The sequence below is a fragment of the Paenibacillus sp. AD87 genome (assembly GCF_001659845.1).
In the GTDB taxonomy this organism is placed as follows: Bacteria; Bacillota; Bacilli; order Paenibacillales; family Paenibacillaceae; genus Paenibacillus; species Paenibacillus marchantiae.
Genome location: NZ_LXQN01000019.1, coordinates 363,900 through 386,386, shown reverse-complemented (window position 1 = coordinate 386,386; position 22,487 = coordinate 363,900). Strand labels below are relative to the sequence as shown.

At 47.7% G+C, this 22,487-nt stretch carries 21 protein-coding genes; 9 read left to right on the top strand and 12 right to left on the bottom strand.

The window, feature by feature from the left end; genetic code table 11:
- Positions 1-19: 19 nt before the first annotated feature.
- From gpAD87_RS25445 to gpAD87_RS25425, 5 genes are all read right to left on the bottom strand, one after another.
- Positions 20-1,003 carry a LacI family DNA-binding transcriptional regulator gene (locus tag gpAD87_RS25445; RefSeq protein WP_063565929.1) on the bottom strand — a complete coding sequence of 328 codons (984 nt, stop codon included), beginning with the start codon at positions 1,001-1,003 and terminating at the stop codon, positions 20-22.
- A 32-nt stretch (positions 1,004-1,035) separates the two neighbouring features.
- On the bottom strand, positions 1,036-2,631 hold the full coding sequence (locus gpAD87_RS25440; protein WP_064641643.1) for an extracellular solute-binding protein: 1,596 nt from the start codon (positions 2,629-2,631) through the stop codon (positions 1,036-1,038).
- A gap of 55 nt (positions 2,632-2,686) precedes the next feature.
- A complete protein-coding gene (locus gpAD87_RS25435) occupies positions 2,687-3,568 on the bottom strand; it encodes a carbohydrate ABC transporter permease (RefSeq protein WP_064641642.1) in 882 nt (293 codons plus the stop codon).
- Positions 3,569-3,597: 29 nt separating this feature from the next.
- On the bottom strand, positions 3,598-4,515 hold the full coding sequence (locus gpAD87_RS25430; RefSeq protein WP_063565906.1) for an ABC transporter permease: 918 nt from the start codon (positions 4,513-4,515) through the stop codon (positions 3,598-3,600).
- A gap of 474 nt (positions 4,516-4,989) precedes the next feature.
- Positions 4,990-5,886 carry a helix-turn-helix domain-containing protein gene (locus gpAD87_RS25425; RefSeq protein WP_064641641.1) on the bottom strand — a complete coding sequence of 299 codons (897 nt, stop codon included), beginning with the start codon at positions 5,884-5,886 and terminating at the stop codon, positions 4,990-4,992.
- A gap of 118 nt (positions 5,887-6,004) precedes the next feature.
- On the opposite strand from gpAD87_RS25425, the gene gpAD87_RS25420 reads away from it, so the two are divergent.
- Together gpAD87_RS25420 and gpAD87_RS25415 are read left to right on the top strand one after the other, a co-directional pair.
- Complete coding sequence (locus tag gpAD87_RS25420; RefSeq protein WP_082935346.1) at positions 6,005-7,231, top strand: MFS transporter; 1,227 nt, start codon at positions 6,005-6,007, stop codon at positions 7,229-7,231.
- Positions 7,232-7,316: 85 nt separating this feature from the next.
- Positions 7,317-8,096: an ABC transporter ATP-binding protein gene (locus tag gpAD87_RS25415; RefSeq protein ID WP_024629731.1), complete on the top strand. Its 780-nt coding sequence runs from the start codon at positions 7,317-7,319 to the stop codon at positions 8,094-8,096.
- Between the two features lie 115 nt (positions 8,097-8,211).
- Here the strand turns inward: gpAD87_RS25415 and gpAD87_RS25410 are convergent, their stop codons facing one another.
- Both gpAD87_RS25410 and gpAD87_RS25405 read right to left on the bottom strand, forming a co-directional pair.
- The gene (locus gpAD87_RS25410) at positions 8,212-8,940 is read right to left on the bottom strand and encodes a class I SAM-dependent DNA methyltransferase (protein ID WP_064641640.1); all 729 of its coding nucleotides are present in this window, start codon (positions 8,938-8,940) and stop codon (positions 8,212-8,214) included.
- A gap of 145 nt (positions 8,941-9,085) precedes the next feature.
- Positions 9,086-9,592, bottom strand: coding sequence for a MarR family winged helix-turn-helix transcriptional regulator (locus gpAD87_RS25405; RefSeq protein WP_064641639.1), 507 nt, complete (start codon positions 9,590-9,592; stop codon positions 9,086-9,088).
- Positions 9,593-9,733: 141 nt separating this feature from the next.
- On the opposite strand from gpAD87_RS25405, the gene gpAD87_RS25400 reads away from it, so the two are divergent.
- Entirely contained in the window at positions 9,734-10,174 is a 441-nt protein-coding gene (locus gpAD87_RS25400; protein WP_064641638.1) for a GNAT family N-acetyltransferase, read from the top strand.
- Positions 10,175-10,511: 337 nt separating this feature from the next.
- On the opposite strand, the gene rlmN is transcribed toward gpAD87_RS25400, so the two are convergent.
- The 4 genes from rlmN to gpAD87_RS25380 all read right to left on the bottom strand — a co-directional run bounded on the left by rlmN (position 10,512) and on the right by gpAD87_RS25380 (position 15,317).
- Positions 10,512-11,606, bottom strand: a complete 1,095-nt coding sequence (gene rlmN, locus gpAD87_RS25395; protein ID WP_064641637.1) for a 23S rRNA (adenine(2503)-C(2))-methyltransferase RlmN — start codon at positions 11,604-11,606, stop codon at positions 10,512-10,514.
- Between the two features lie 175 nt (positions 11,607-11,781).
- The gene (locus gpAD87_RS25390; RefSeq protein WP_063565896.1) at positions 11,782-13,146 is read right to left on the bottom strand and encodes a sodium-dependent transporter; all 1,365 of its coding nucleotides are present in this window, start codon (positions 13,144-13,146) and stop codon (positions 11,782-11,784) included.
- Positions 13,147-13,234: 88 nt separating this feature from the next.
- On the bottom strand, positions 13,235-14,644 hold the full coding sequence (locus gpAD87_RS25385) for a sensor histidine kinase (RefSeq protein ID WP_157258565.1): 1,410 nt from the start codon (positions 14,642-14,644) through the stop codon (positions 13,235-13,237).
- On the bottom strand, positions 14,637-15,317 hold the full coding sequence (locus tag gpAD87_RS25380; RefSeq protein ID WP_082935344.1) for a response regulator transcription factor: 681 nt from the start codon (positions 15,315-15,317) through the stop codon (positions 14,637-14,639). Before gpAD87_RS25380 ends, gpAD87_RS25385 begins: the two co-directional genes overlap by 8 nt.
- A 211-nt stretch (positions 15,318-15,528) precedes the next feature.
- On the opposite strand from gpAD87_RS25380, the gene gpAD87_RS25375 reads away from it, so the two are divergent.
- Both gpAD87_RS25375 and gpAD87_RS25370 read left to right on the top strand, forming a co-directional pair.
- Positions 15,529-16,482, top strand: coding sequence for a hypothetical protein (locus tag gpAD87_RS25375; protein ID WP_064641636.1), 954 nt, complete (start codon positions 15,529-15,531; stop codon positions 16,480-16,482).
- Positions 16,483-16,707: 225 nt separating this feature from the next.
- Positions 16,708-18,057 (top strand): hypothetical protein, encoded by a 1,350-nt coding sequence (locus gpAD87_RS25370; RefSeq protein WP_064641635.1) that lies wholly within the window; start codon positions 16,708-16,710, stop codon positions 18,055-18,057.
- Positions 18,058-18,131: 74 nt separating this feature from the next.
- Here the strand turns inward: gpAD87_RS25370 and greA are convergent, their stop codons facing one another.
- On the bottom strand, positions 18,132-18,608 hold the full coding sequence (gene greA / locus gpAD87_RS25365) for a transcription elongation factor GreA (protein WP_063565893.1): 477 nt from the start codon (positions 18,606-18,608) through the stop codon (positions 18,132-18,134).
- Between the two features lie 260 nt (positions 18,609-18,868).
- Here greA and gpAD87_RS25360 point away from each other — a divergent pair, with 260 nt between their 5' ends.
- From gpAD87_RS25360 to gpAD87_RS25345, 4 genes are all read left to right on the top strand, one after another.
- Positions 18,869-20,044 carry a DUF6688 domain-containing protein gene (locus gpAD87_RS25360; protein WP_082935343.1) on the top strand — a complete coding sequence of 392 codons (1,176 nt, stop codon included), beginning with the start codon at positions 18,869-18,871 and terminating at the stop codon, positions 20,042-20,044.
- A 132-nt stretch (positions 20,045-20,176) separates the two neighbouring features.
- Positions 20,177-21,049, top strand: coding sequence for an arylamine N-acetyltransferase family protein (locus tag gpAD87_RS25355; RefSeq protein ID WP_064641634.1), 873 nt, complete (start codon positions 20,177-20,179; stop codon positions 21,047-21,049).
- Positions 21,050-21,129: 80 nt separating this feature from the next.
- Positions 21,130-21,822, top strand: a complete 693-nt coding sequence (locus tag gpAD87_RS25350; protein WP_082935342.1) for a 4'-phosphopantetheinyl transferase family protein — start codon at positions 21,130-21,132, stop codon at positions 21,820-21,822.
- Positions 21,823-22,059: 237 nt separating this feature from the next.
- Positions 22,060-22,374 (top strand): hypothetical protein, encoded by a 315-nt coding sequence (locus gpAD87_RS25345; protein WP_024629712.1) that lies wholly within the window; start codon positions 22,060-22,062, stop codon positions 22,372-22,374.
- Positions 22,375-22,487 lie beyond the last annotated feature (113 nt).

Below are 22,487 nucleotides of genomic sequence, written 5' to 3'. Positions count from 1 at the left end.
TGTTGTACTCAGCCTATCCTTAATGCTCAGACACCTGCTGACGGCAAACTGCCGTCGAATTGCGATGATTCAGCTTCGGTTGGATAATCACCGGATAATCCGTCTGCTCATCACGGATCAACGATACGATCAACTCTGCTGCCTGTGCTGCCAGTTCATCCAGCGGCGGGCCAATGGTGGTTAGCGCCACCTCGGCATACTGCATATCCGGCAGATCATCATAACCGATTAACGAAATATCATTCGGCACATTGTAGCCGGCTTCCAGCAAAGCCCGCAGCGCGCCTCGGGTCACCAGGTTGTTCAAGCCAATAAATGCCGTTGGCGAATCTGATTCAAACGTATAATTCCGAATGGCAAAATAACCATCCTCCCAGGAGGAATGTGCAGGCAGCACATGGCGTTGATCAAAATCAAGGCCTGTGCGCTGCAACGCTTCCCGATATCCTTCAAGCTTGATATTTTGGGAGTTGCCAATGAAACCAATTCGGCTATGTCCCAGTGATTTCAGATGCTCAACCGCTTTGTATATGCCCTCTTTCCGGTCAATCTTGATGTAAGGGGAATTCGGGGCTTCATCTGTACCAAGCACAAAACATGGCATGTTGAGTGTCGCGAACTTTTTCCAGAAGGCATCCCGATTGTCCAGCGCATAATCCCACAGGATACATCCATCCACGCGAAGCTGGCTAAAAACATCCAGCCCATCATCCGCGACGACCAAAATCATCTGGTATCCCCGCTTCTTCAGCTCCGCGTGCAGATTGCCCGATATATTCGAAAACAACGGATTGCTCAGTTCATCAAGAACAAAGCCAATAATGTTGCTTCTGCCGGTGGAGAGCTGCTGTGCCATAATGTTTTTTCGATATTGATGCTTCTCCGCAACCGCAAGCACCTTCTGCCGCGTCGCCGGTTTGATACGGGGATCACCGTTGAGCGCCTTGGATACTGTGCTGTAGCTCACTCCCGCTAATTTGGCAATGTCCTTAATGGTTATCAAAATCAATCAACACCTCTCAACCCTTGGGAAGCTTATTGCTGTGCAGCCTTATACCGGTCATATTGCGCTTGTCTGCCGGCAATAACCTGCTCAATGTTCATTTTTTTCAAAGTTTCAATATAGCTGTCAAACTGATCCAGACTGGCATCTCCGCTTATAAATTTGAAGTTCATCTCTTCCACATACGTCGTAATATCCGGCATGGACATGCTCTCTACACTCGCCTCATCCGGCAGAGCATATACGAATGGAAACGGTTCGTGGATGTAGGGCTCCAATTCCTTGTCGAGCTTGGCATGCCATTCGGCCACAACGGAATCCGCCGAATCGGTAGACTGAATGTTCGGCAGATTCACGGGACCAATGCCGAGTTTCTGGATATAGTCATTATCTTTGCCTTTGTCCGTGAATGTCTTCACGCCATTCTCTTCGGTGTACGTATCGTCCTTGATTCCCCACGTATAATACGTCTGCGCTTCTTCACTAACCGCATAATCCAGGAAACGGAAGGCAAGCTCCGGATTCTTGCTATCTTTGGAGATTCCAAAAATTCCACTCACAGGAGTACGTCCAATATAGAACTGGTCTCCATGCGGTCCTTTCAGTGGCAGAATGCCTTTGAAGATGGGCTCCGTCGGATCATAATCCTTGAACAGCGGGCTGTAGACCATCGACATGTACCAGCTAAAATTAAACGTGGCTCCGGTTACATCCTGCGAGATGCGGGAGGTCACCTGATCACTTGTGGTACTGGCATAGTCCACCCCGAGCAATCCTTCTTTGTACAGCCCGTTCAGGTATGTCAGATATTCCTTGTAGGCAGGCTCATAATAGCTGAAATGTACCTTACCCTGGTCATCAGCATAGAACTGATTGGACAGATCGAGGCCAAAAGCAGGACCAAATGCCATCGGCACAAACTTGGATTCCATGGACAGCGGTATTTCATCCGCCTCGCCGTTTCCGTTCGGGTCGTCTGCCTTGAATTTGCGCAGCATCGCTGTGAACTCATCCAGTGTCGCAGGTTCGTTCAGTCCCAACTTCTTCAACCAGCGTTCATTCACCATAAACAAGGGCATGTAGTTTTTCGTAAGCGTTTGCTGCGGAACATAATACATTTTACCATCTGGCGTCGTTAAACTGGCTTTGACGGATGGGGATTTGTCGTATATTTTTTTGAGATTCACACCATACTTCTCCACTAGGTCATTCAGCGGAATAAACAGACCACTGTTAATGTATTTCATGAGCTGATCCTGATCCGGCAGATAGACGATATCCGGCAATCCTGTTCCGGCCGCAAGCCTTGGATTCACCGCATCTGCATAATTCTGCGGCGGAATGAGATCCCAATCGACTGTTACCCCGGCATTACTCTCAATTTTCTTCACAATCTCGGCAGTAGAGAGATCCACGTTAGTCGTCCATGCGTTAGTCCCGAGAATCGACAGCTTGGCATCTTTCTGGTCCGTTACCGGACCTGCCCCTGTGTAGTTGAACGCTGGCTCCGAGCTTGGTGAAGCACTGCCCTTATCTCCCCCTGCTCCTGTACTGCTGCTGCATCCGGCGAGACTGATGGCAAGAATCACCGCGAGAACACTTTTTCTTCCGGCCCCTCTGATTATCATCCGTTATTCCTCCTTGTTATGAACAACCTTGGGTGATGCATAGTGATCAATAAGGCTATCCTTTCACGGCTCCGAGGGTAATCCCTTTGACGAAGTACCGCTGGATAAAAGGGTAGATCGTAACGATTGGCAGAATGCTGACCACAATCGACACATACCGAACCTGAAGTGTGGACACCGCGAGCGCACCTGTGGTCATCGTGCCACCCATTTTTTGCATGACCTCCGGTGATGCCATGATCAGCACCCTGCGTAGGAACATTTGCAAGGGCTGCATATCCTGTTTGCCCAGATATAGCAGGGCTGAGAAGAAGTTGTTCCAGTGGAATACGGCGTAATATAGCGTCAGCACAGCAAGCGTTGGCTTGATAATGGGTATCGCCAGACGATACAGCATCGTCAGTTCATTGGCCCCGTCTATACTTGCACTTTCGAAGATTTCATTCGGAATACCCTCAAAGGCTGAGCGGCAAATCATGACGTTAAACGTAATGACCAGCACAGGAAGCACCATCACCCAGCGGGTGTTATATAGCCCCAGTGACGTAATCAGCACGTAGACCGGGATGAGTCCACCCGAGAAATACATGGTGAAGGCGATGAAAAAGTTCAGCTTTCTGCGCAGGAAAAATTGCTGCCTGGATAACGGAAATGCAGCGAGGCACGTAGCTACAATATTCAGCAATGTACCTATAACGGTGTACCACAGGGTGTTATAGAAGGACACCCACAACTCCCGGTATTGGAGCACCATTTTGTACCCGGACAAGGTGAATCCTACCGGCCACAACGCAACCTTTTGTTTATCAATCGCATCAACTGAGCTGAATGAAATGCTGATCACGTACAGAAAAGGATACAGCGTAACGACGATTGCCAATATGGTCAGCAGGTAGACAAATCCGTAGAATAACCGGTCACTTCTCGATTTTTGCATACAGGTCTCCTTTGGGTCGGGATATGGTCTTACCAGAGTGACATCTTGGTCAGGCGCCGGGTCATCGTATTAGCCGCAAACACAAGCACAAAGGTGATAATGGAGTTGAACAGGCCAACGGCTGTCGCAAATCCGTAGTTCTGTCCTTCAATCCCCATCCGGTACACGTAGGTGGATAACACGTCTGCGGTCTCATAGGTAGCACCGTTATAGAGCAGATATACTTTCTCAAATCCTACGCTCATAATGCCGCCAAGCGACAGGAGCAGCAGGATGACAATCGTTGGCTTGATGCTGGGAAGTGTCAGGTGCCATAGCTCTTGGAATTTGTTGACGCCGTCAATTTTGCCGGAATCGTACATTTCGGGGTCAATGCCCATAATGGCTGCAATGTAGATAATGGAGCTGAAACCAAAGCTCTGCCAGATATCGGAGCTGGTGAATATCGTTCGGAACCATCCGGCGTCCATCATGAAGTTCACTTTCTCCATACCGAGCTTGGCAATCAGGGTGTTCACGATCCCGTCCGTGGGTGACAGGAAGTTAATAATCATGCCTGCGACCACGACGGTGGAGATGAAATGCGGAAGGTAGGTAACAGTCTGGGCGAACCGCTTAAACGTCTGATTCTTGATCTCCACAATACAGACAGCGAACAGAATAGGAATAGAGAAGCCAAACAGGAGTGGCAGGAAGGCGAGCAAAAACGTATTGCGCAGCAGCCTCCAGAAGTAGATGGAATTCACGAACTGATCAAACCACCTCAGGCCCACCCATTCCCCGCTAAACATTCCCTGCCCAGGCATGAAATTGCGGAAGGCCAGCAGCATGCCCGGCATGGGAACATACATGAAGATGACGTAATACAGAAAAATGGGTGAGAACATCAGCAGCAAATATTTATCCCGTTTGATCAGGCTGAACAGCGTGGACATGCGATTTTTCAATTCATAGCACTCCCCTTCACATTAAAATTACAACGTTTGAATTCTTAAACAAAAACATGTCCCATCATTCTTAATTCAGATCATCCCCTTATATAAGAAAACCATAACCCACCTTTACAAAAGGGATATTACGACAGTTAATAAACGATTGAATACGTAGATTTAAACACAGAACCATAATTACAACGTTGTAATTTCTCCCCAAATGTATACGCTTACACAAACTATTTTTCCCATCTTAGCAAAGACCATCTGGTTTGGCAACAACAAAAATCAGTGTTTGCCTACGAAGAGATCTGCATGCTTTTGCCGATCTAGGAGACAGGTTAGCGGGCAAAAAAGGCGCGAAAAAAGGGCAATGAACGTATTTCTTTCGTTCTGCCCGTTCTTGTCCTGCCTACGCCGACGTTCTGGCGCAGCGCAGGATTGTTTTATTTTTGAAACGTGTACCCTTGGCTTCAACCTCTTCGGATTCTACATCTGGTTTCGATACTCCATCGGTGTTACACCCGTCACGCGCTGAAACGCTCTGTAGAACTGACTGACATTGGAGAACCCCAGCCCAAAGCTGATGGTGGTCACAGAATCTGTTGTATGGCGCAGTCGTCGGGTGGCTTCCTCCACACGCAAATTCAGCACGTACTGATACGGCGTTGAACCTGTCAGTGCCTTGAAGGAACGCATAAAATGATATCTGCTCTGGTGCGCAACCGCCGCCATCGATTCAATGTCCATTGGACTTGTATAGTCACTGTGTATATACTCCAGCACGCGCCGCAGATGGGGGTCAATAAACGCGCCGCCACCGTTGCTGCTTGTTTGCTGATACAGATTTTGAAGCTGCCCGTAAACCAGACCAGACCCCACGCTCCCCACCACACCTATTCCTGCGGTTGCCAGCGTCAGGTTATTCCCATTCGGTTCACCAGTCAGCATTCGTCTAAGATAGGTCTCTACTGCAAGCTCCGTTTCCTGTATCTGCAATGGTTCAGGCGCATCGTCCAGCAAAATGGCGTTCCAGCCTCGAAATAGTCTGCTAATTTCAGCAGGATCGAAGGTTTGTGTGGTCCGAAATTCGGTCTGCGCCCCTTGCCTCCCTGAATCCTCCAAGCCGCCAACTGGCGGATTACGAAACTTGATCACGATAACCGCGGAATCCGAACCAATCTCGAAAAAGTGCTCCATCCGGGGATGTGCAATAATCCCTAGTCCTGCTTGTAGTGGATAAGCATGCTGTTCCTGCACCAGATGGCATTGCCCTCTTACAGGCAACGTAACCTGATACCAGTCATCATGCACATGGGGTTCATTGGCGAATCCACCAGAAGCCTTCCACAATTCCAATCCATTCAGCATCATATTTAATTCCATCGTTTCCTCACCTGCTGACATTATAGCAAATCGTGCTCACTTTCCAAGCACTTTTCACAAAGACAATATCTGTCTGTATCTTTTATCATGGTAAAAAAATAATTCGAGGTGATCTCCCGTGGCACAAGCCGCTGTAAGCAAAATGCAAATCAATCACTCCGCCAATTGGGCGCTTGCCGGAGTCAGCTTCGCCCATCTGCTGAATGATGCGATGCAGACCGTTGTTCCGTCTGCTTTTCCGCTTTTCCAGCAGACCATGCAGCTCAGTTTCGCCCAGATGGGCTGGATTGCCTTCACATTGAATATTACCGCATCGGTTCTACAGCCGCTGGTCGGTTATATGTCTGATCGCAAGCCCATGCCGATCCTTCTGCCTGGCGGCATGTTGTTCTCCCTCATCGGTGTTCTCGGCTTTGCCTTGTCTTCCGAGCTATGGATGCTGCTTGTCTCCGCAGCATTGATCGGCATAGGCTCATCCATTCTGCATCCCGAATCCTCACGCGTTGCCCATCTGGCGGCAGGTCGAGGACGCGGAATGGCACAGTCCATCTTCCAGGTCGGTGGCAACACAGGTCAGGCTCTCGCCCCGTTGCTGGTTGCCTTTATCCTGCTCCCGCATGGACAGCTTAGTTTTCTGTGGCTAATGGCTTTTGCCCTAATCGGGATCTTTATCCAGTCTTCCGTTAGCCGTTGGTATAGAGACAAATTGGCGGATAATCGCAGCCGTCAGCAACAGCCTGTACAGGCAAATGGCATTGTGCAGCCTGCTGCCCAGCCTGTAAGTCGGGGATTTATCGCTTTTACAATGGGGATCCTCATCCTGCTGCTGTTTTCCAAATTCGTTTATATTGCCGGCATGACCGGATACTATGCCTTTTATTACGCCGATGCGTATAACCTGCCTCTTTCGCAGGCCCAGATCTGCCTGTTCGTTCTGCAATTTGCGGGTATGGTTGGAACCCTGCTCGGCGGCCCACTGGCTGACCGTTATGGACGTAAACCGATGATCTGGTTCTCCATCGCGGGTACTGCACCATTTTCACTGCTGCTGCCTTATGCGGGACCTGCTCTATCCATGGTATTATGCGGCATCATCGGTTTGATTCTGATGTCCGGCTTCAGTGTCATCATTGTCTACGCACAGGAATTGCTGCCGCGTCATATTGGGACGGTATCGGGATTGTTCTTCGGCCTGTCGTTCGGCATGGCGGGACTCGGCTCGGTTGTGCTCGGTTCCCTGATTGATGTGACCAGCATTTCATTCGTCATCAAGCTATGTTCTTTTTTACCGCTGCTCGGGGTATGTGCTGTATTCCTGCGCCGGGATCGGCCAAGAAACGCCTAATATGCATTGAAACGTCAGTCGTTTTGTGACTACAATAAGGTCAGGATAATGGAGACAGAGGCTAAACAGAAGGAAGGAATAACCCATGATCATTGATGTACAGCATGTTACTTGGAAAAGGGGACCAATCACCCTGTTGAACGATGTCAGCTGGCGTGTAAACGAAGGCGAACATTGGGCATTGCTTGGCCTGAATGGTTCCGGTAAAACCACACTCCTGAACATGATCACCGGATATCTCTGGCCCACAGAAGGTACAATATCCGTGCTCGGACACCGTTACGGGGATGTGGATTTGCGTGAGCTGCGGAAGTCGATTGGCTGGGTCAGCTCCTCCCTTCAGGAAAAATTATATGGCACCGACCGCACCCAGTATGTCGTGATTAGTGGCAAACACGCCACCATCGGACTGTACGATAAACTGTCCGACGAGGATCTGGATCAAGCACGAGAATTGATGCATACGCTCGGCTGTCAGCATCTGTGGGATCGCGAATACCGTACCTGCTCCCAGGGGGAGAAGCAGAAGCTGCTCATTGCCCGAGCCCTGATGGCTAACCCGCGTGTTCTCATTCTGGACGAACCTTGCAATGGGCTCGATCTGTTCTCTAGAGAGCGGCTACTTGAAAGTATCAGTGAGCTGACGCAGAAGCCGGATACCCCTTCGCTCATCTACGTGACTCATCATACGGAGGAAATATTGCCTGTGTTCAGTCACAGCCTGCTGCTCCGGCGGGGTGAGATCGTGAATAGCGGATTAACCAGTGAGTTGATGAACAAAGACGTACTGAGTAACTTTTTTGAATCACCTGTGGATGTGGACCGACATGGAGAACGTGTATATGTCAGAGCATCGGATAAATAATTTTTTATATCTATTCACAGTCAGAATAGTCGAAGCAGCCCAAAATCTTATCCACATGTGGACAGGTTTTTGGGCTGTTTGGCTATATAATGAATTATCCACAATTTTCTGTGTATTATTTCCGGGCAGAGAGGAATAAAAACAACGGAATCCGCTGTCTGCGCAGGTACGTCTCCTCGTTCACAAAATGCTGACGCTGAGGCGCCGATTCCCGCAGATGCTGTACTTGAAATCCTGCCTGTTGTAATGCCATATAGTAGGATTCGATGGAGCGATGCATTTTTTTCACCGTACCTCCAAGCCATTGCTGCTCACGAAATCCCTCCACAAAATACTGATCGACAACCCAGTTGGTTCGCACCCCTGAAGGCTGCAACGTGGACGTGATCACAGGATGTTCTACCGAAAATACGAATGTGCCATTCTCTTTTAACGTGTGGTATACCTTGCGAAATAGGCTGTCCACATCCTCAATATAATGAATCGCCAGTCTGGATATGACCAGATCATATGTATCTGCGGGATAGCTCCAATCTTCCATATACGCTTGCTCAATCTGTGCGTTCTGACCCTTTATCGATTCATTGGCTGCCTGAATCATATTCACTGAACCTTCAATTCCCGTATAACTGCCACCACGGTGGGCGGGACCCAACAGTTCTGCTCCGAACCTCGCATCCCCACAGCCGAGATCCAATATGCTCAAGCCCCCAACGTCTCCAACTAACTCCAGCATTACAGGCTTCTCCAACGTATCATTGGCATTCTCCTGCCACTGCCGGCGTTCCATATACTTCTCGAAATTGGCCCCATCTTCGTAAAAGTCTGATCCCCGTTCGCTCATTGCGCAACCCCTCCGTTACTGTAATGAAGTTCAGCTCTCATATTCAGCCTGGAAGATTATACAGAATATCGGCATAGGTTTCTACAGCAAAAAGGCTGTCGCCCGAAATACTCCAGCAGACAGCCCTTACGTATTAGAAGTAAGCTCATTCAGATTGATCCATATAAGGTCGGCGGCCGCCCTTTTTGACGAATTTCCAATCCACCTCAATATTGTGGCGCATCCGGCGCAGCAGCTTAACCGCAATCTCAATCTCTTCCTCCGTTAAGCCCTCCAGCGTTACCTGGTCCGAATGAACACCCTCCCTGCGGATGAACTCCCAGGCTTCAAGACCAGCATCAGTCGGATATAACAACTTATTCTTTTTATTACCCATTGCCGACTGTTTGACGACAAACCCGTCCGCTTCCAGTTTGCTGATGGCTCTGGCCGCAGTGGTCCGATCCACTTTGATTAATTCAGCGAGCTGGTTGGGGATAATACCAGGATTCTCACATATGCGATAAAGATACAAATACTGTCCACGAGACAAGTTTAAATGTTGGAATTCAACGTTGCTGATTGAATCCAAACAGCGGGCAATCATGCCGATTTCACGCAACACTTCTTTTTTTTCAGTCAATGGATTCACCCCTCTATAAAATTGTTGCATTCGCAACATAATTGATGATATAACTGAATTGAATCAGTTTAAATTTTAACCATGATAAAACATCGAACAGGTATATATTCAAGCTATCTACCAGTTTACCATGCCAGAATAGAATTACTATTGACTAAAGGAGAAACATTCATGAATACAACTATTGTTGAAGCTAATAACCAGGAATTGCTCGATGCCTGCTTCGCCATTCGTACCGCTATTTTTGTTGAAGAGCAAGGGGTGCCGGCTGAGGACGAATTCGATGCTTATGATGCACTGGATACGGAAGCAAAACATATCCTGCTCTACGTAGACGGCGTTCCTGCCGCCTCTTCCAGACTACGTGTGGTCGAAAATGTTGCCAAATTGGAACGGATCTGTGTCATGATCGATTATCGGAAACATGGACTTGGTCGTGTGCTGATCGATAAGCTGGAGCAGATGGCTCTCGCTCAAGGGCTGGAGAAAGCCAAGCTGCACGCACAGGTACAAGCCTCCGGGTTCTACGAACGTCTCGGATACACGGCAGCCTCGGACGTATTCATGGAAGATGGCATTCCTCATCTGCTGATGACCAAAAAACTGAAATAAATACAAAAAGAGCATCCTCAAAGTTCAAGAATAAGACTTTGGGATGCTCTTTTTAGTTTCTAATGAACCCAGTCAGTGCTATTAATGGAGATTCAACCATTTTGGGATTGTAACGAACCGTACACACCTTATTTTCTGCTTTGCAAACTAGCTTGCACCTTCTATGTCAATTTGACTGCAATAACGTGATTGAAGTTCGTTCGCATTTCTAATTCACGTATTTTGCCACAATAAGGTGCGATGAGTTCGTTAGAAATGCTCCACTTGGGAGAGTATTTACTAAGCATATATCATGACAAAGAAGCCAGGCGTTAACCTGACTTCTTCTCTTGCATCCTTATCCCAAAGCCAGACGACCTGGCTGAGATTCGGCAGCGTTATTTTTCATCTGTTTACTGCGCAATTGTCCGCAGGCCGCATCGATATCGGTACCATGTTCCATGCGTACAGTAGCATTAATGTTATTCTTTTTCAGTGTATCATAGAAGCCCAGAATGGACTCTTCCGTGCTCCGCTGATACTGACTGTGCTCATCCACCGGATTGTACGGAATCAGATTGATACTGACCATACTCTTGCGGCTGGACAACAGTTCAGCCAGTTCGGCCGCATGTTTCCGCTGATCGTTGACGTCTCGGAGCAAAATATACTCAAACATAATACGCTTGTTCGTCGTAGCCAAGTAATAATCCACCGCGTCCATCAATTGTTCAATCGGGAAGGCCCGGTTGATCTTCATGATATGTGTCCGCAGTTCGTTATTCGGTGCGTGCAGGGAGATCGCGAGATTGACCTGCAGACTGCTATCTGCAAATTCCTTGATCTTATCAGGCAACCCACTCGTGGATACGGTGATCCGTTTGGCCGCAAGCGCCAGTCCTTTACGATGCTTGATCACTTCGATAAAGTCAGTCATGTTCTGGAAATTGTCAAACGGCTCGCCAATTCCCATTACGACCACGTTAGTTACCCGCTCGCTTTGACCAGCTGCATCAAGATACTGTTGTACGTGCATAATCTGTTCCACAATCTCACCACCGGACAGATCGCGGCTCTTCTTGATCAGCCCGCTCGCGCAGAAGCTGCAACCAATGTTACATCCCACTTGAGTAGTTACACATACAGTGAGACCGTATTTTTGGCGCATTAAAACTGTTTCAATCAGATTACCGTCCTGCATACGCAGCAGAAATTTCACGGTGCCGTCAGCGGATTCCTGCTTCACATGTTCACTCAGCGAGTTCATCGTGAAATGCTCGGAAATGACATCCAGACATTCCTGACGCACGTCCGTCATGTCTGTAAAATCGTGCACACGCTCCTGATATAACCATTCCCAGATGCGGGAAGCACGGGATTTCTTCTGTCCGTGCTCCGGCAGCCAGTCACGTAATTGCTCTAATGTTAATCCATATATGGATGATTTAATCATGTTATTGTCCTCTTTTCGCAAAAAGCATATGCTTATCGGTCTATCGAAAAAACCTCTACTCTGTATTGTCCCAAAATTGACGAGGGAACACAAGGGCTTTTGCATTTCTTCCAAGAGGTTTTATCAATGGCAAATCTGCACAGTAACTTACTTCTCCACTTCAATTCCCAACCGTTTAGAAGTGAATAATACCGGAGGTGTGCAGCAGAACAAGAAGCACCAGGATTGGCGCTATATAACGCAGCATGAACAGCCATACCCGGAACCAGCCTGCACGCAGGCCGGAAGCTTCGGCTGCCTTTTTCCAGAAGTATCCGGCAAAAATAGTAACGAGCAATCCACCAATCGGAAGTAAAATGTTGGACGCCATAAAGTCCATCCAGTCGAACACACTCTTCGAGCCAATCTTCCATTCAGGGAATAACCCGAGCGACAATACCGAAGGAAGCCCAACGATGAAGACTGCAAGTGAGATGGTCCATACGGAACGACTCCGGCTCCAGGATAGTCTCTCCATGAAATATTTCACCGGAACTTCCAGCAAGGATACAGCCGAAGTTAACGCCGCAATCGCTAGAAGCACGAAGAACAACCCACCAAACACGAAGCCCAGCGGCATAGCCGAGAAGGCTGCCGGCAGAGCCACAAAGATCAGCGACGGGCCCTGATCTGGTGCAATCCCGAAGGAGAATGTCGTTGGGAATATGATCAGACCGGCAATGAATGCATAGATCAGGTCACCCGCACCGACAGCAATGGTTGCTGCACCGAGCGATTGATTTTTATCAACATATGAACCGTATGTCACGAGAATACCCATACCCAGCGATAGGGAGAAGAAAGCATGTCCAAGCGCAACCAGCGCAGATTCGGTCGTGAGCTGCGAGAAGTCAGGATTCAGGAAGAAGGAAACTCCCGCACCAGCTCCTGGCAAAGTCACTGCACGAACCATCAGGATAATGAGCAGAACGAGCATCGCTGGAATCAGCACTTTGTTAAATTTCTCGATCCCATTCGATACCCCTTTGGCTACGATCCAGCCTGTAATCAGAACTGAAATCAGCTGCCAGACAATCGGCATATAACCGCCTACAAAATCACCAAATTGCCCAGCATAGTCAGGATTGTTATACAGCGTGCCGCTGAATGACGTCACTGCATATTGCAGCGTCCAGCCTGCAATGATGACATAAAAGGAAAGAATGATAAACGGCGTCAATACTTGCAGCAAACCAGCCGCAAGCCACCCTTTTTGCCCACCCGCTTTAATAAAGGCCGTAGCCGCGCTACCTCTGCCGCTACGACCAATCGCAAGCTCAGCCAGCAATACGGGAAGACCAATCAATAGGAGACAAACGATAAAGAGCAGGAAAAACGCCGCTCCCCCGTTCTCTCCCGTAATATAAGGAAACTTCCACATGTTGCCGAGACCCACTGAACTACCAATGGCAGCCAGGATAAATCCGGCCTGTGAGAAGCGTTCACCTTTGCCCGGTTCGTCTTGATTCAAATTGGAATTACTGGACTTACTGAAATTCATTATATCTACTCCATCTGTTCTAAGATTTTCCGTTATTATATAACAGTCATCCACTCAGGTCATTCGAAAATCGAAATTAATCGAAATGTTATTTATTTACAGGAATGTCTACATTAAATATGCTGCCCTTGCCTTCTTCGCTTAACAAAGCAATCTGACCATGATGGGCTTCCACTATCCACTTCGCAATCGCAAGCCCTAGACCGTGTCCTCCCGGACCACGTGTACGTGATTTGTCCCCACGATAAAAGCGATCGAAGATTCGCTCCACATCCTCCGGCCTGATGCCAACTCCCGTATCTGTTACAGACAAATGGAAGATAGGACATCCATCTTTATCCCGATCCGACAGCACGACGCGAACCTCCCCACCCCGTGGAGTAAACTTCACGGCATTATCCAGCAAAATGGTCAGCACCTGTCTCAGTTTCTCCGGATCGCCATTGAGAACCATCTTATCAGGCCCTTCCAGCTCCATTCGAATGCCCTTTGCCGATTTGAGACGCCGAATGGATTGCATCGTCTTTTCGGCAATCGGACGAAAATCGAAATCCCGCTTGACCAGTTCAAGCTCATCCGAGTCAGACCGTGCCAGAACGAGTAGATCTTGCACCATACGTGTCATTCGCCTGATCTCATCTTTCATATTGGAAAGGGTTCTTCTGGCAAAAGAAGGTGCGTCCTGTCCAAGCTCCAGCTCAAGGGCGTTAACGGATGCCAGCAGCACGCTCAGCGGCGTGCGCAGCTCATGAGAAGCATCTCCTACAAACTCACGTTGTCGATTGTAGGATTTCACAATAGGAACCATCGCTTTACGGGACATCAGCCAACCGATGAGACAGGCAATAAATACAAACAGAATCGCCAATAAAATTAGCAGCATTAGCAGCCTGTGCAGCAGTTTGTATTGCGGCGTTACATTAATACCCGCATAGAGCGTCATTTCTGGACCATTCTTGGTCAGCACGTTCTGGCCGGTTACCATCAGATGGAGAGTCGATGGTGCAACGGGTGCAGCATCTTCCTCTCCGTTATCCAATACATCTGCGGGAACGCTCAGGCTTACCTCTTTAATCTCCTTGGCACGTGGTTTCCAGTCCTGTACAAGCCCCAGAAGGTCTGAACGCATCCCGGGGAACATTTCATTGCCTGAGATCACTTTGCCGTCCGAACCGAGGACATAATAGAAGAACTGGTCACTGCCCGATCCCCATAACCTTCGATTATCCAGCGTATCTCCGGCCTTGCCTTCTTGCATATTCTTTTCCACCAAAGCCCGCTCAACCGCAACGAGAGATAGAAGATTATCCTTCTGACCATTGATGACAATGTAAGATAGCAGAACATAGACGACACCTACAAATAGTGCAAGCAGCACAATCGTCAGGCTGCTGTATGTGAGGGTAAGTCGGCCCTGCGTACGACCGAACAAATTCCCTTTAGTTCTCCCTCGGTCAATGCCTTGCCTGCCTTCACCTATTCGTTTTCTCTTATTCAAGCTTGTAGCCCACCCCTCGGATGCTATGGATCAGGTGTTGTTTATGGAACAGCTCAAGCTTTTTGCGCAGTAGCTTAATCGTGGCATCCACAATTTTGGTCGAAACGTCCGAATCATACCCCCAGATCCGTTCCAGAATTAATTCGCGGCTGAGGGTAGCGCTCTTGTTCCGTAACAACAGATCCAGCATCTGAAATTCACGAGGGCTTAACTGGATGACCTCCTCTTCCATACTCAGCGTCAGGCTGGAACGATTCAGGCGCAGACCATCCAGCTCAGCAACCTCTTCCAGCAGCGGTGCATAATTACGGCGACACAAGGCTCTCAGCCTGGCTTGAAGCTCTTCCAATTCAAATGGCTTCACCAGATAATCGTCTGCTCCTGCATCCAATCCCTGAACCCGGTCACACAGCGCGTCCTTGGCGGTTAACATCAAGATTGCTCCAGCATAGCCGTTCTCTCTTAATTTCTTGCATACGGATAGCCCTGTCCATCCAGGCAGCATCCAGTCCAGTACAGCCACATCATAATGAGAATCTATGCAATAGTGATAGGCGTCTTCCCCATTTTCCACCCATTCTACAGTCCCAAAGCCGGTTTTCTCCAACATATGAACAATCAACTCACCCAACAAGGAATCATCTTCAGCAAGCAGTATGCGGTGTGTAGTCAATGTGAACCTCCTAAGAAGCAGTATGTGATAAAGACGAGCACGCCAACCCTGCCCGGTTTAATTTTCAAACATTCTCGCACTTCCAGATGGTCCGTGTCCAATACATCGCGTTTGTAAAAATACCCCAGTCTGTCTTTCTCCGTTTTTTCACCTTTCGGGATTACAGTAAGGGTGCAACAAAAAATAAATCAAAATTAGGAGTGAATGTACAATGAAAAAATGGATTCCTGCCATGCTGGGTGCAACGATGATCTTCTCTGCCACATCGGCTTCAGTATTTGCCGCCACCCCGACCGCTGTAACTCAAGTCTCTGCTGCAACGAATGCCAAGGTGAGTTCGAATGGATATAATATCAGTCTGGATCAGAACTCCCTGTGCTCCAATACATCGCTGCAAAAAGTACTCGGCCTGAGCAAAACGGAATTGCAAAAGCAATTCCAGGCTGGTAAAACGTTGGCGGATCTGGCTAAAACAAAGGGCGTCAGCACAACTAAAGTAACCAACGCCTTGTTGCAGCCACAGCTGACCAAGCTCGCAAGTGATCAGAAGTCCGGCAAGCTCACGCAAGCCAAAGTGGCTTCTATCAAGACAGACCTGACCAATCAGCTGAATAATTCCCTGACCAAAAAAGTGACCACCGTAACGACGGTAACAACAACGTCTACGACCACTTCAACCACATCCAAGACGGCTGCGGCTACAGCAAAATCAACGGATACCACGTCATCCAATAACCTGACTAGTCTGAATAAATCTGCCGCGGCATCTGCACTCAACCTGTCGCAAACGGGGTTGAATCAGCAAATCAAGGCTGGTAAATCCATCGTTGATATTGCCAAGGATCAGGGCGTAGACAAGAGCAAAGTCATTAATACCATCGTAACCAAAGAAAAAAGCTGGGTCACTTCTCAACTGAATGAGTCCTGGAAAAACACGACCGGTACTTTAACCACAGAGCAGCAGCAATTCAAGGACAGCGGTTATTTGGCCAAGGCTGCCCAGTTGTTCAACACATCCGCAGATGAGCTGCAAACCCAACTGAAGAATGGAAAAACGTTAACTGCGATTGCCAAAGAAAAAGGCGTGGATTCCAGCAAACTGACGGAAACACTCCATACCTATGCCAAACAGCAAGTAACCGAGCAATGTAACCAAGCCAGCTAATCCCCTTCCCCATTAACCCCAAACTACCACCAAACCACAAAAAGAGAGGGTCCTGTTCACAGGACCCTCTCTCCATCTATTGCAGGATACATCTTTTCACTTCCTTGGCTTTCAGCAAACTTTAAGCTTCCATCCGAGTAAAACATGACCCAAAATTCATCCCTTTTTCAGCTTGGTCACCTATACTTGCACCAATCTCAATCGCCCATGCTGAGGAGGAGAAGGATGAACACACTGAGCTACAGAGATCCAAATACCCGATGGAACAGGCATTTCTGGCTGTATGCGGCTCTAATTTTCACTGGCGGTCTATTGCTGCGTTTGTACCTTGGAACACAATTCAGGGGTTATATCGGAGATCAGTCCCTGTTCGTCGATTGGATGAATGCCGTCCACCAATACGGGGTTCGTGAATCATACCTGTATGGAAAAGATCAGAACTATCCCCCATTGTTTATCTTCATTCTGGGGTTGTACCGCTGGATACTGGGTGGGCTCGGCATAACCGCCTCAGCTGGCAATCTGTCCATGAAAATACTGCCTATCGCCTTTGATATGCTGTCCTTGGCGGTCTTGACTCTTACATTCAAAAAGCTAAGCTCTGGCAAACGTTTGGTGCTGCTTGCAGTTCTTTCCTTCAACCCCGGTCTGCTGGTCGACAGCGCCATGTGGGGACAGATCGACATCCTGCACAGTACATTAATGGTGCTGTCTACCGTTCTGCTGCTATGTAATCCTCTATTGGCGGGTGTATTGTTCTCCGTTGCCCTGCTGGCAAAGTTTCAGGCGATTGTCATTGTTCCGGTGATCGGTATTGTATTACTACGCCAGCTTTATCACAGGCGATTTCGCGGCACGTTTCTATTTGTAGCAGGATTAATGATGGCTATCCTGCCTGTGCTTCTCTATTTTGCTGCAAACGGAACCCTCGGCACCATGCTGACCAACGCCTACGGAAGCGCCGTTAATATGTATCCGCAGCTTTCGCTGAACGCCATGAATATCTGGTATCACCTGCTTGGTGATCCGGGAACCAGCGATGCTACGGTGTTGTTTGGCATAGTAACGTATAAAATGTTTGGTCTGCTGCTGCTTGCCATTGCCGTGGTTGGAGTAGCGGCCTATCTACTGCTGATTAAGGAAATTCGTATTCCATCCCTGCTCATTGCAGGTGCAGCGGTGAATCTCGCCTTCTTTATGCTGCCAACGGAAATTCATGAGCGTTACAGCATACCTGCTTTGTTATTCTTGGTTCTAGTTCCGTTCTTTGAACGTAAATGGATGTACGCTGCAATCACCTTCTCCCTGACTACATACGTAAATATTGCCATGATCATGAGCACGGGCTCTGGTGGCGACTTTGGAGCTGAGGAAGGGCTATCTCGCATCGGTGGTGAGCATGGTAACTTTGGCGGAGGACATGGAGCGAGCTTTAGCATGCACGGTTCGGGACTGACCAATGACTTGATGTACAGCATGGGTATTTCCATTGCGATGATCCATATCGTGATCCTGCTCTGGGTTGTATTTGCCATGACCCGTGAAATTCTGGATGGACGAAAAAAACGTAGCTGAATATTATTTTGCAAGAATAAAAAAGAGGTGTTCCAACAGCCATTTCCATGGTTGCCGAAACACCTTTATTCCCATTAAATTTTAATTTCAAGCAACTCATATTTGATAATGCCCATAGGCGCATTGACATGAATGACACTGCCTACTTCTTTGCCCATCAGTTCTTTGCCAAGCGGGCTTTCGTACGATATTTTGTTATCAGCAACATCCGCCTCGGCCGGACCAACCAGCATGTATTCAATCTTCTCGGCGAATTCGATATCATTAAGCAGGATGGTTGAGCCAATGCTTACTTTGTTCGAGTCGATATTGTCCGAAGTGATGACTCTTGCTTTGGTCAGCATTTTCTCCAGAATCAAAATGCGGGTTTCCATAAAAGCCTGATCATCTTTGGCTGAATGATACTCACTATTTTCCTTCAGGTCACCGTAACTGATCGCGAGTTTCAGACGCGCCGCCAGTTCCTTACGCTTCACCGTCTTTAATTCCCTCAGTTCGTCCTCCAGCTTTTCCAAGCCTTCCTGTGTCAAAATCACTTCATCATTAGCCATTTTTTCCATCTCCTAATCTTGCTTTCTATCTATATTCTAACCTATATCCACTCCAAACGGTTAACATACCAAGAAAAAGAAATAACGCTCCCATTGATGGAAAGATGTGTATGCGTAACCTTTACTGTTACTTACTATTATAGGTAATAAACCTAGAATCATCTCAATACGATGTCGCATTTTTTCTATAATGGTCATTATTGCCATATAAAGTCTTCTAACCTACAATAGACGATACTGCTATCGAAGGAGGAAATATTTTGTATGCAACGATTCAATTCATAGGACTCTTCCTGATCCTTCCTGCTGCCTCCGGGTGGATTATGTTGAATAGTTTCCTGAAAAAGGCTTCGGGAAATGGCCGAAAACTTCTCAAGGTGTTCGAATTTATTTTTCTGACCATCACTCTATTGCTTTTCGCAGCAGGTCTTGCAATAGACAGTATGGGTGTTCAGGGAGGAGAACCCTTATCCATGTATGAAGACTCCGGCCTGATGGCATCCAATTACGCCACGCTGGATCACCGTAGTCTTCTTGTCCTTTTGGTCACGTTATTGCTTGGCTTGCTCGCTTATTTAGCAATGTTCACACGTCCAGGTAAGCTCTCACCGATCATTTACACCTTATGCAATAGTATCCTTGTATTAAATATCGTTTGGGGTATCGTCTATATCACGCATACTAGCATTGCTTGGTACACCGAGACGGGTATGTTCTTGATGTTTGCTGTGCTTCTGTTGCAGAGCAGCTATCTATCACTTATCTTCCTTTATATTGGTCGATTGAAACGTTCATGGGATGGCTTTATCGAGGCTACTCTGGTTGAATATCCAACGTCATTGGATATGGAGCATTTACCAAAATGGCAACGACTGCTATACCGGTCTATCATTCGCTTTCATACCGCCCCGATAGTGTGGACCATTCTGATGTTTCCCATACAGCTTGTTATACAATTGATCCTTGTTCTGTTTGGACAACGCCCGGATAGCGCCATTCGCGTATTTCTGGATACAAGCAGCTTCAATTACTCCAGACTGCCGGCTCCACCGCCAAATATGATTCCCGGTGATGGGCACTATCTATGTACAGTTGCAGCCGGTGGACATCAAAAATGGGTCAAACCCGTGCGAGCAGGCATACGACATGGCCACATCATTCACGTTAACCGGCAACTCATGATCGCCAACGCATTCGAGCATGTTATGGAGCAGTATACACCGCGGTTCCATGGCTTAGTTCGAGGTTTGTACAATCGCTATGGATATCCAATTAGTAAACATATTCGTTCCAAATGGACCGCCGATATCGTCTATCTATTGATGAAACCGCTCGAGTGGCTATTCCTCATCGTCCTTTATACAACAGACGCTCACCCTGAAAACCGAATTCATATCCAGTACAGTGAGATGCGAGGAAAATATACACGTTTCTAGAAAAACGGAATTTTAACTGTACCGGTACAATTGAACCAAACCAGTGTATTCATTTCATCCGTTCACTTTTACAATGAATTCAGGGCAGCAGCAATTAATAATACGCCCACTACATGACTCGAGGTGATCTGGATGAATGTTACATTGACTCCATCTGAAATACAGGCCTACCTGAAACGGATAGGCATTCATAATATCAAGGAACCCGCCCTGGAATTCCTATCCGAAATCCAGCAGGCACATGTGCAGCATCTATCCTGGCAAACGGTCGATATTTTTGCAGGTCGGCCTGCGGGCATTGATCTTCAAGAATCGGTCCAGCTTATATTGCAAGGCCGCAGTGGTTACTGTTTTCATCTGAATGGCGCATTCAGCATTCTGCTTCGCTCTCTGGGATATACGGTGCATTGGCATCGTGCCGGAGTTCAGCCATATGGAGAGCAGCCACGTGTGAACTCGTTCCATCTAGGTCTGTCGGTCTCTTTGCCAGATGCAGACCCGAATGTGGAACGTTGGATTGTGGATGTCGGTCTGGGCGGCATGCCCTTCGAACCGCTTCCTCTTCGTTATGGAACTTACGGATCGGCCCCGTTTACTTATACATTAATGCCTTCATCTGTTGCTCCTGGCGGATGGAGACTTGAATATGAACCCAACGGGCCAAGTGAGGGTGTCGACTTCGCTCCCGAAGAGCTTACCAGCCTGGAAGAGTTCATGCCCAAGCATGAATTCTACAGCCAATCAGCCGATTCGCCTTGGCATAACGCATTTTTGCTCCGTCAGAGGCATGCTCTCCAAAGCAACGAACTACGTGGATGTATGCTCCGGACGCATGACCGCGATGGTATCCGCAAAAAGGAAATTCAAACCTACACCGAGTGGAAAGACGTATTGGCTGAGAAATTCCACGAACCGTTGGTGAATTACACAGAAGTGGAACGCAAAGAAATGTGGGGACGGGTACAGGCTGCACATGAAGAATGGAAAAGAACACAGCAGGTATGAAGCGGCACGCGAAGACCCGATAAACCGATGATTATAAAGGAAAGTGTGCAATCCATGCCGAATACATCGTCAGGTGATAAATGATGATAACGATTCAAGTTCTTCAAGTTCCGGCAGAATTGCCCGAGGCATACTGGAACCTTTTTGTATCGCACGTATCTGAGGAAAGACGAGGACAAGCTTCACGTTTTGTACATCAGGCGGACGCCTATCGCTCTGTTCTGGGTGAAGTGTTGACCCGTGTGGCGCTGAGCAAGTTGACTGGCCTAAGGCCGGGAGAACTTTCGTTCACCCGTAACAAATACGGCAAACCTTCCCTCAGTCTCAGTAACTATGCTGATGTTCAATTTAATGTCTCGCACTCCGGCGATTGGATTGCTTTAATCTCTGGCGGTGACGCTGATCTGGGTGTGGATGTGGAAAAAATAGCGCCCATCGATATGAAGATTGCAGAGCGTTTCTTCTCTCTCACGGAGAGCGGATTCCTGGCTGCGGAGCCCGCCGAGATGCAACTGGAGACCTTCTACCGATTATGGACGCTGAAGGAAAGCTACATCAAGGCCGTCGGCATGGGCCTGTCCATGCCACTTGATTCATTCTCCATGATCCGCAATGCTGACGGGAACTGGCACGCGCCAGAAGCAGCCGCATATCCATTCCTCAGCCTGCGACTGGATCACGGGCATATGTTAGCAGCTTGTTCCGCAGGAGAAGATTTACCTACCCAGCCGGATGTCATCACAATCGAAGAGTTGTATCAGGCATTATTATGAAGGAGGGGTTACAAACCCCTCCTTCATTTTTTACATTTTATCAAAATGTGCATTAATCCCTTTCCGAACCATAATTTTCAAAAAAATGATTAACATTCTGTCCAGTTAATGGTACTATAGGACCAAAAGGAAGAGAAGTAGGTAATATAGATCAGGTATTTATAACTATTTTCTACAGTACATACTTGTTAATGCTCGATTCTCTCTCCATTTATTATTTTAGAAGGAAGTGGACAAATGCATATCTTTTTGCAAAACAATGCAGGTGTGACCAAAAACGTTAAGGTTGGTTTCAGCTGGACAACACTCTTTTTTGGATTTTTTCCTGCGCTTTTCCGTGGTGATTTGAAATGGGCTGCCATCATGTTTTTGATAAGTGTTGCTCTTGGAGTCTTCACTGTGGGCATCGGAGCTTGGGTTAGTGGAATCGTATTCTCCTTCGTTTACAACAAAATTTACATTAAAGAATTGCTGGAAAAAGGCTACCGTCCTGCAAATGCTGAGTCTCAAGCGGTTCTTGAGAGAAATCAGATTATTGCTCGAGCAGCATAAAACCTTAGAAATGAATGTAAAAAACATAGCAATTAATATTTTCATTGTAGATTTATGAATTAGCACTCATGTAGAAATATCGAAAAGTCCCCGGCGAACCCGCCAGGGACTTT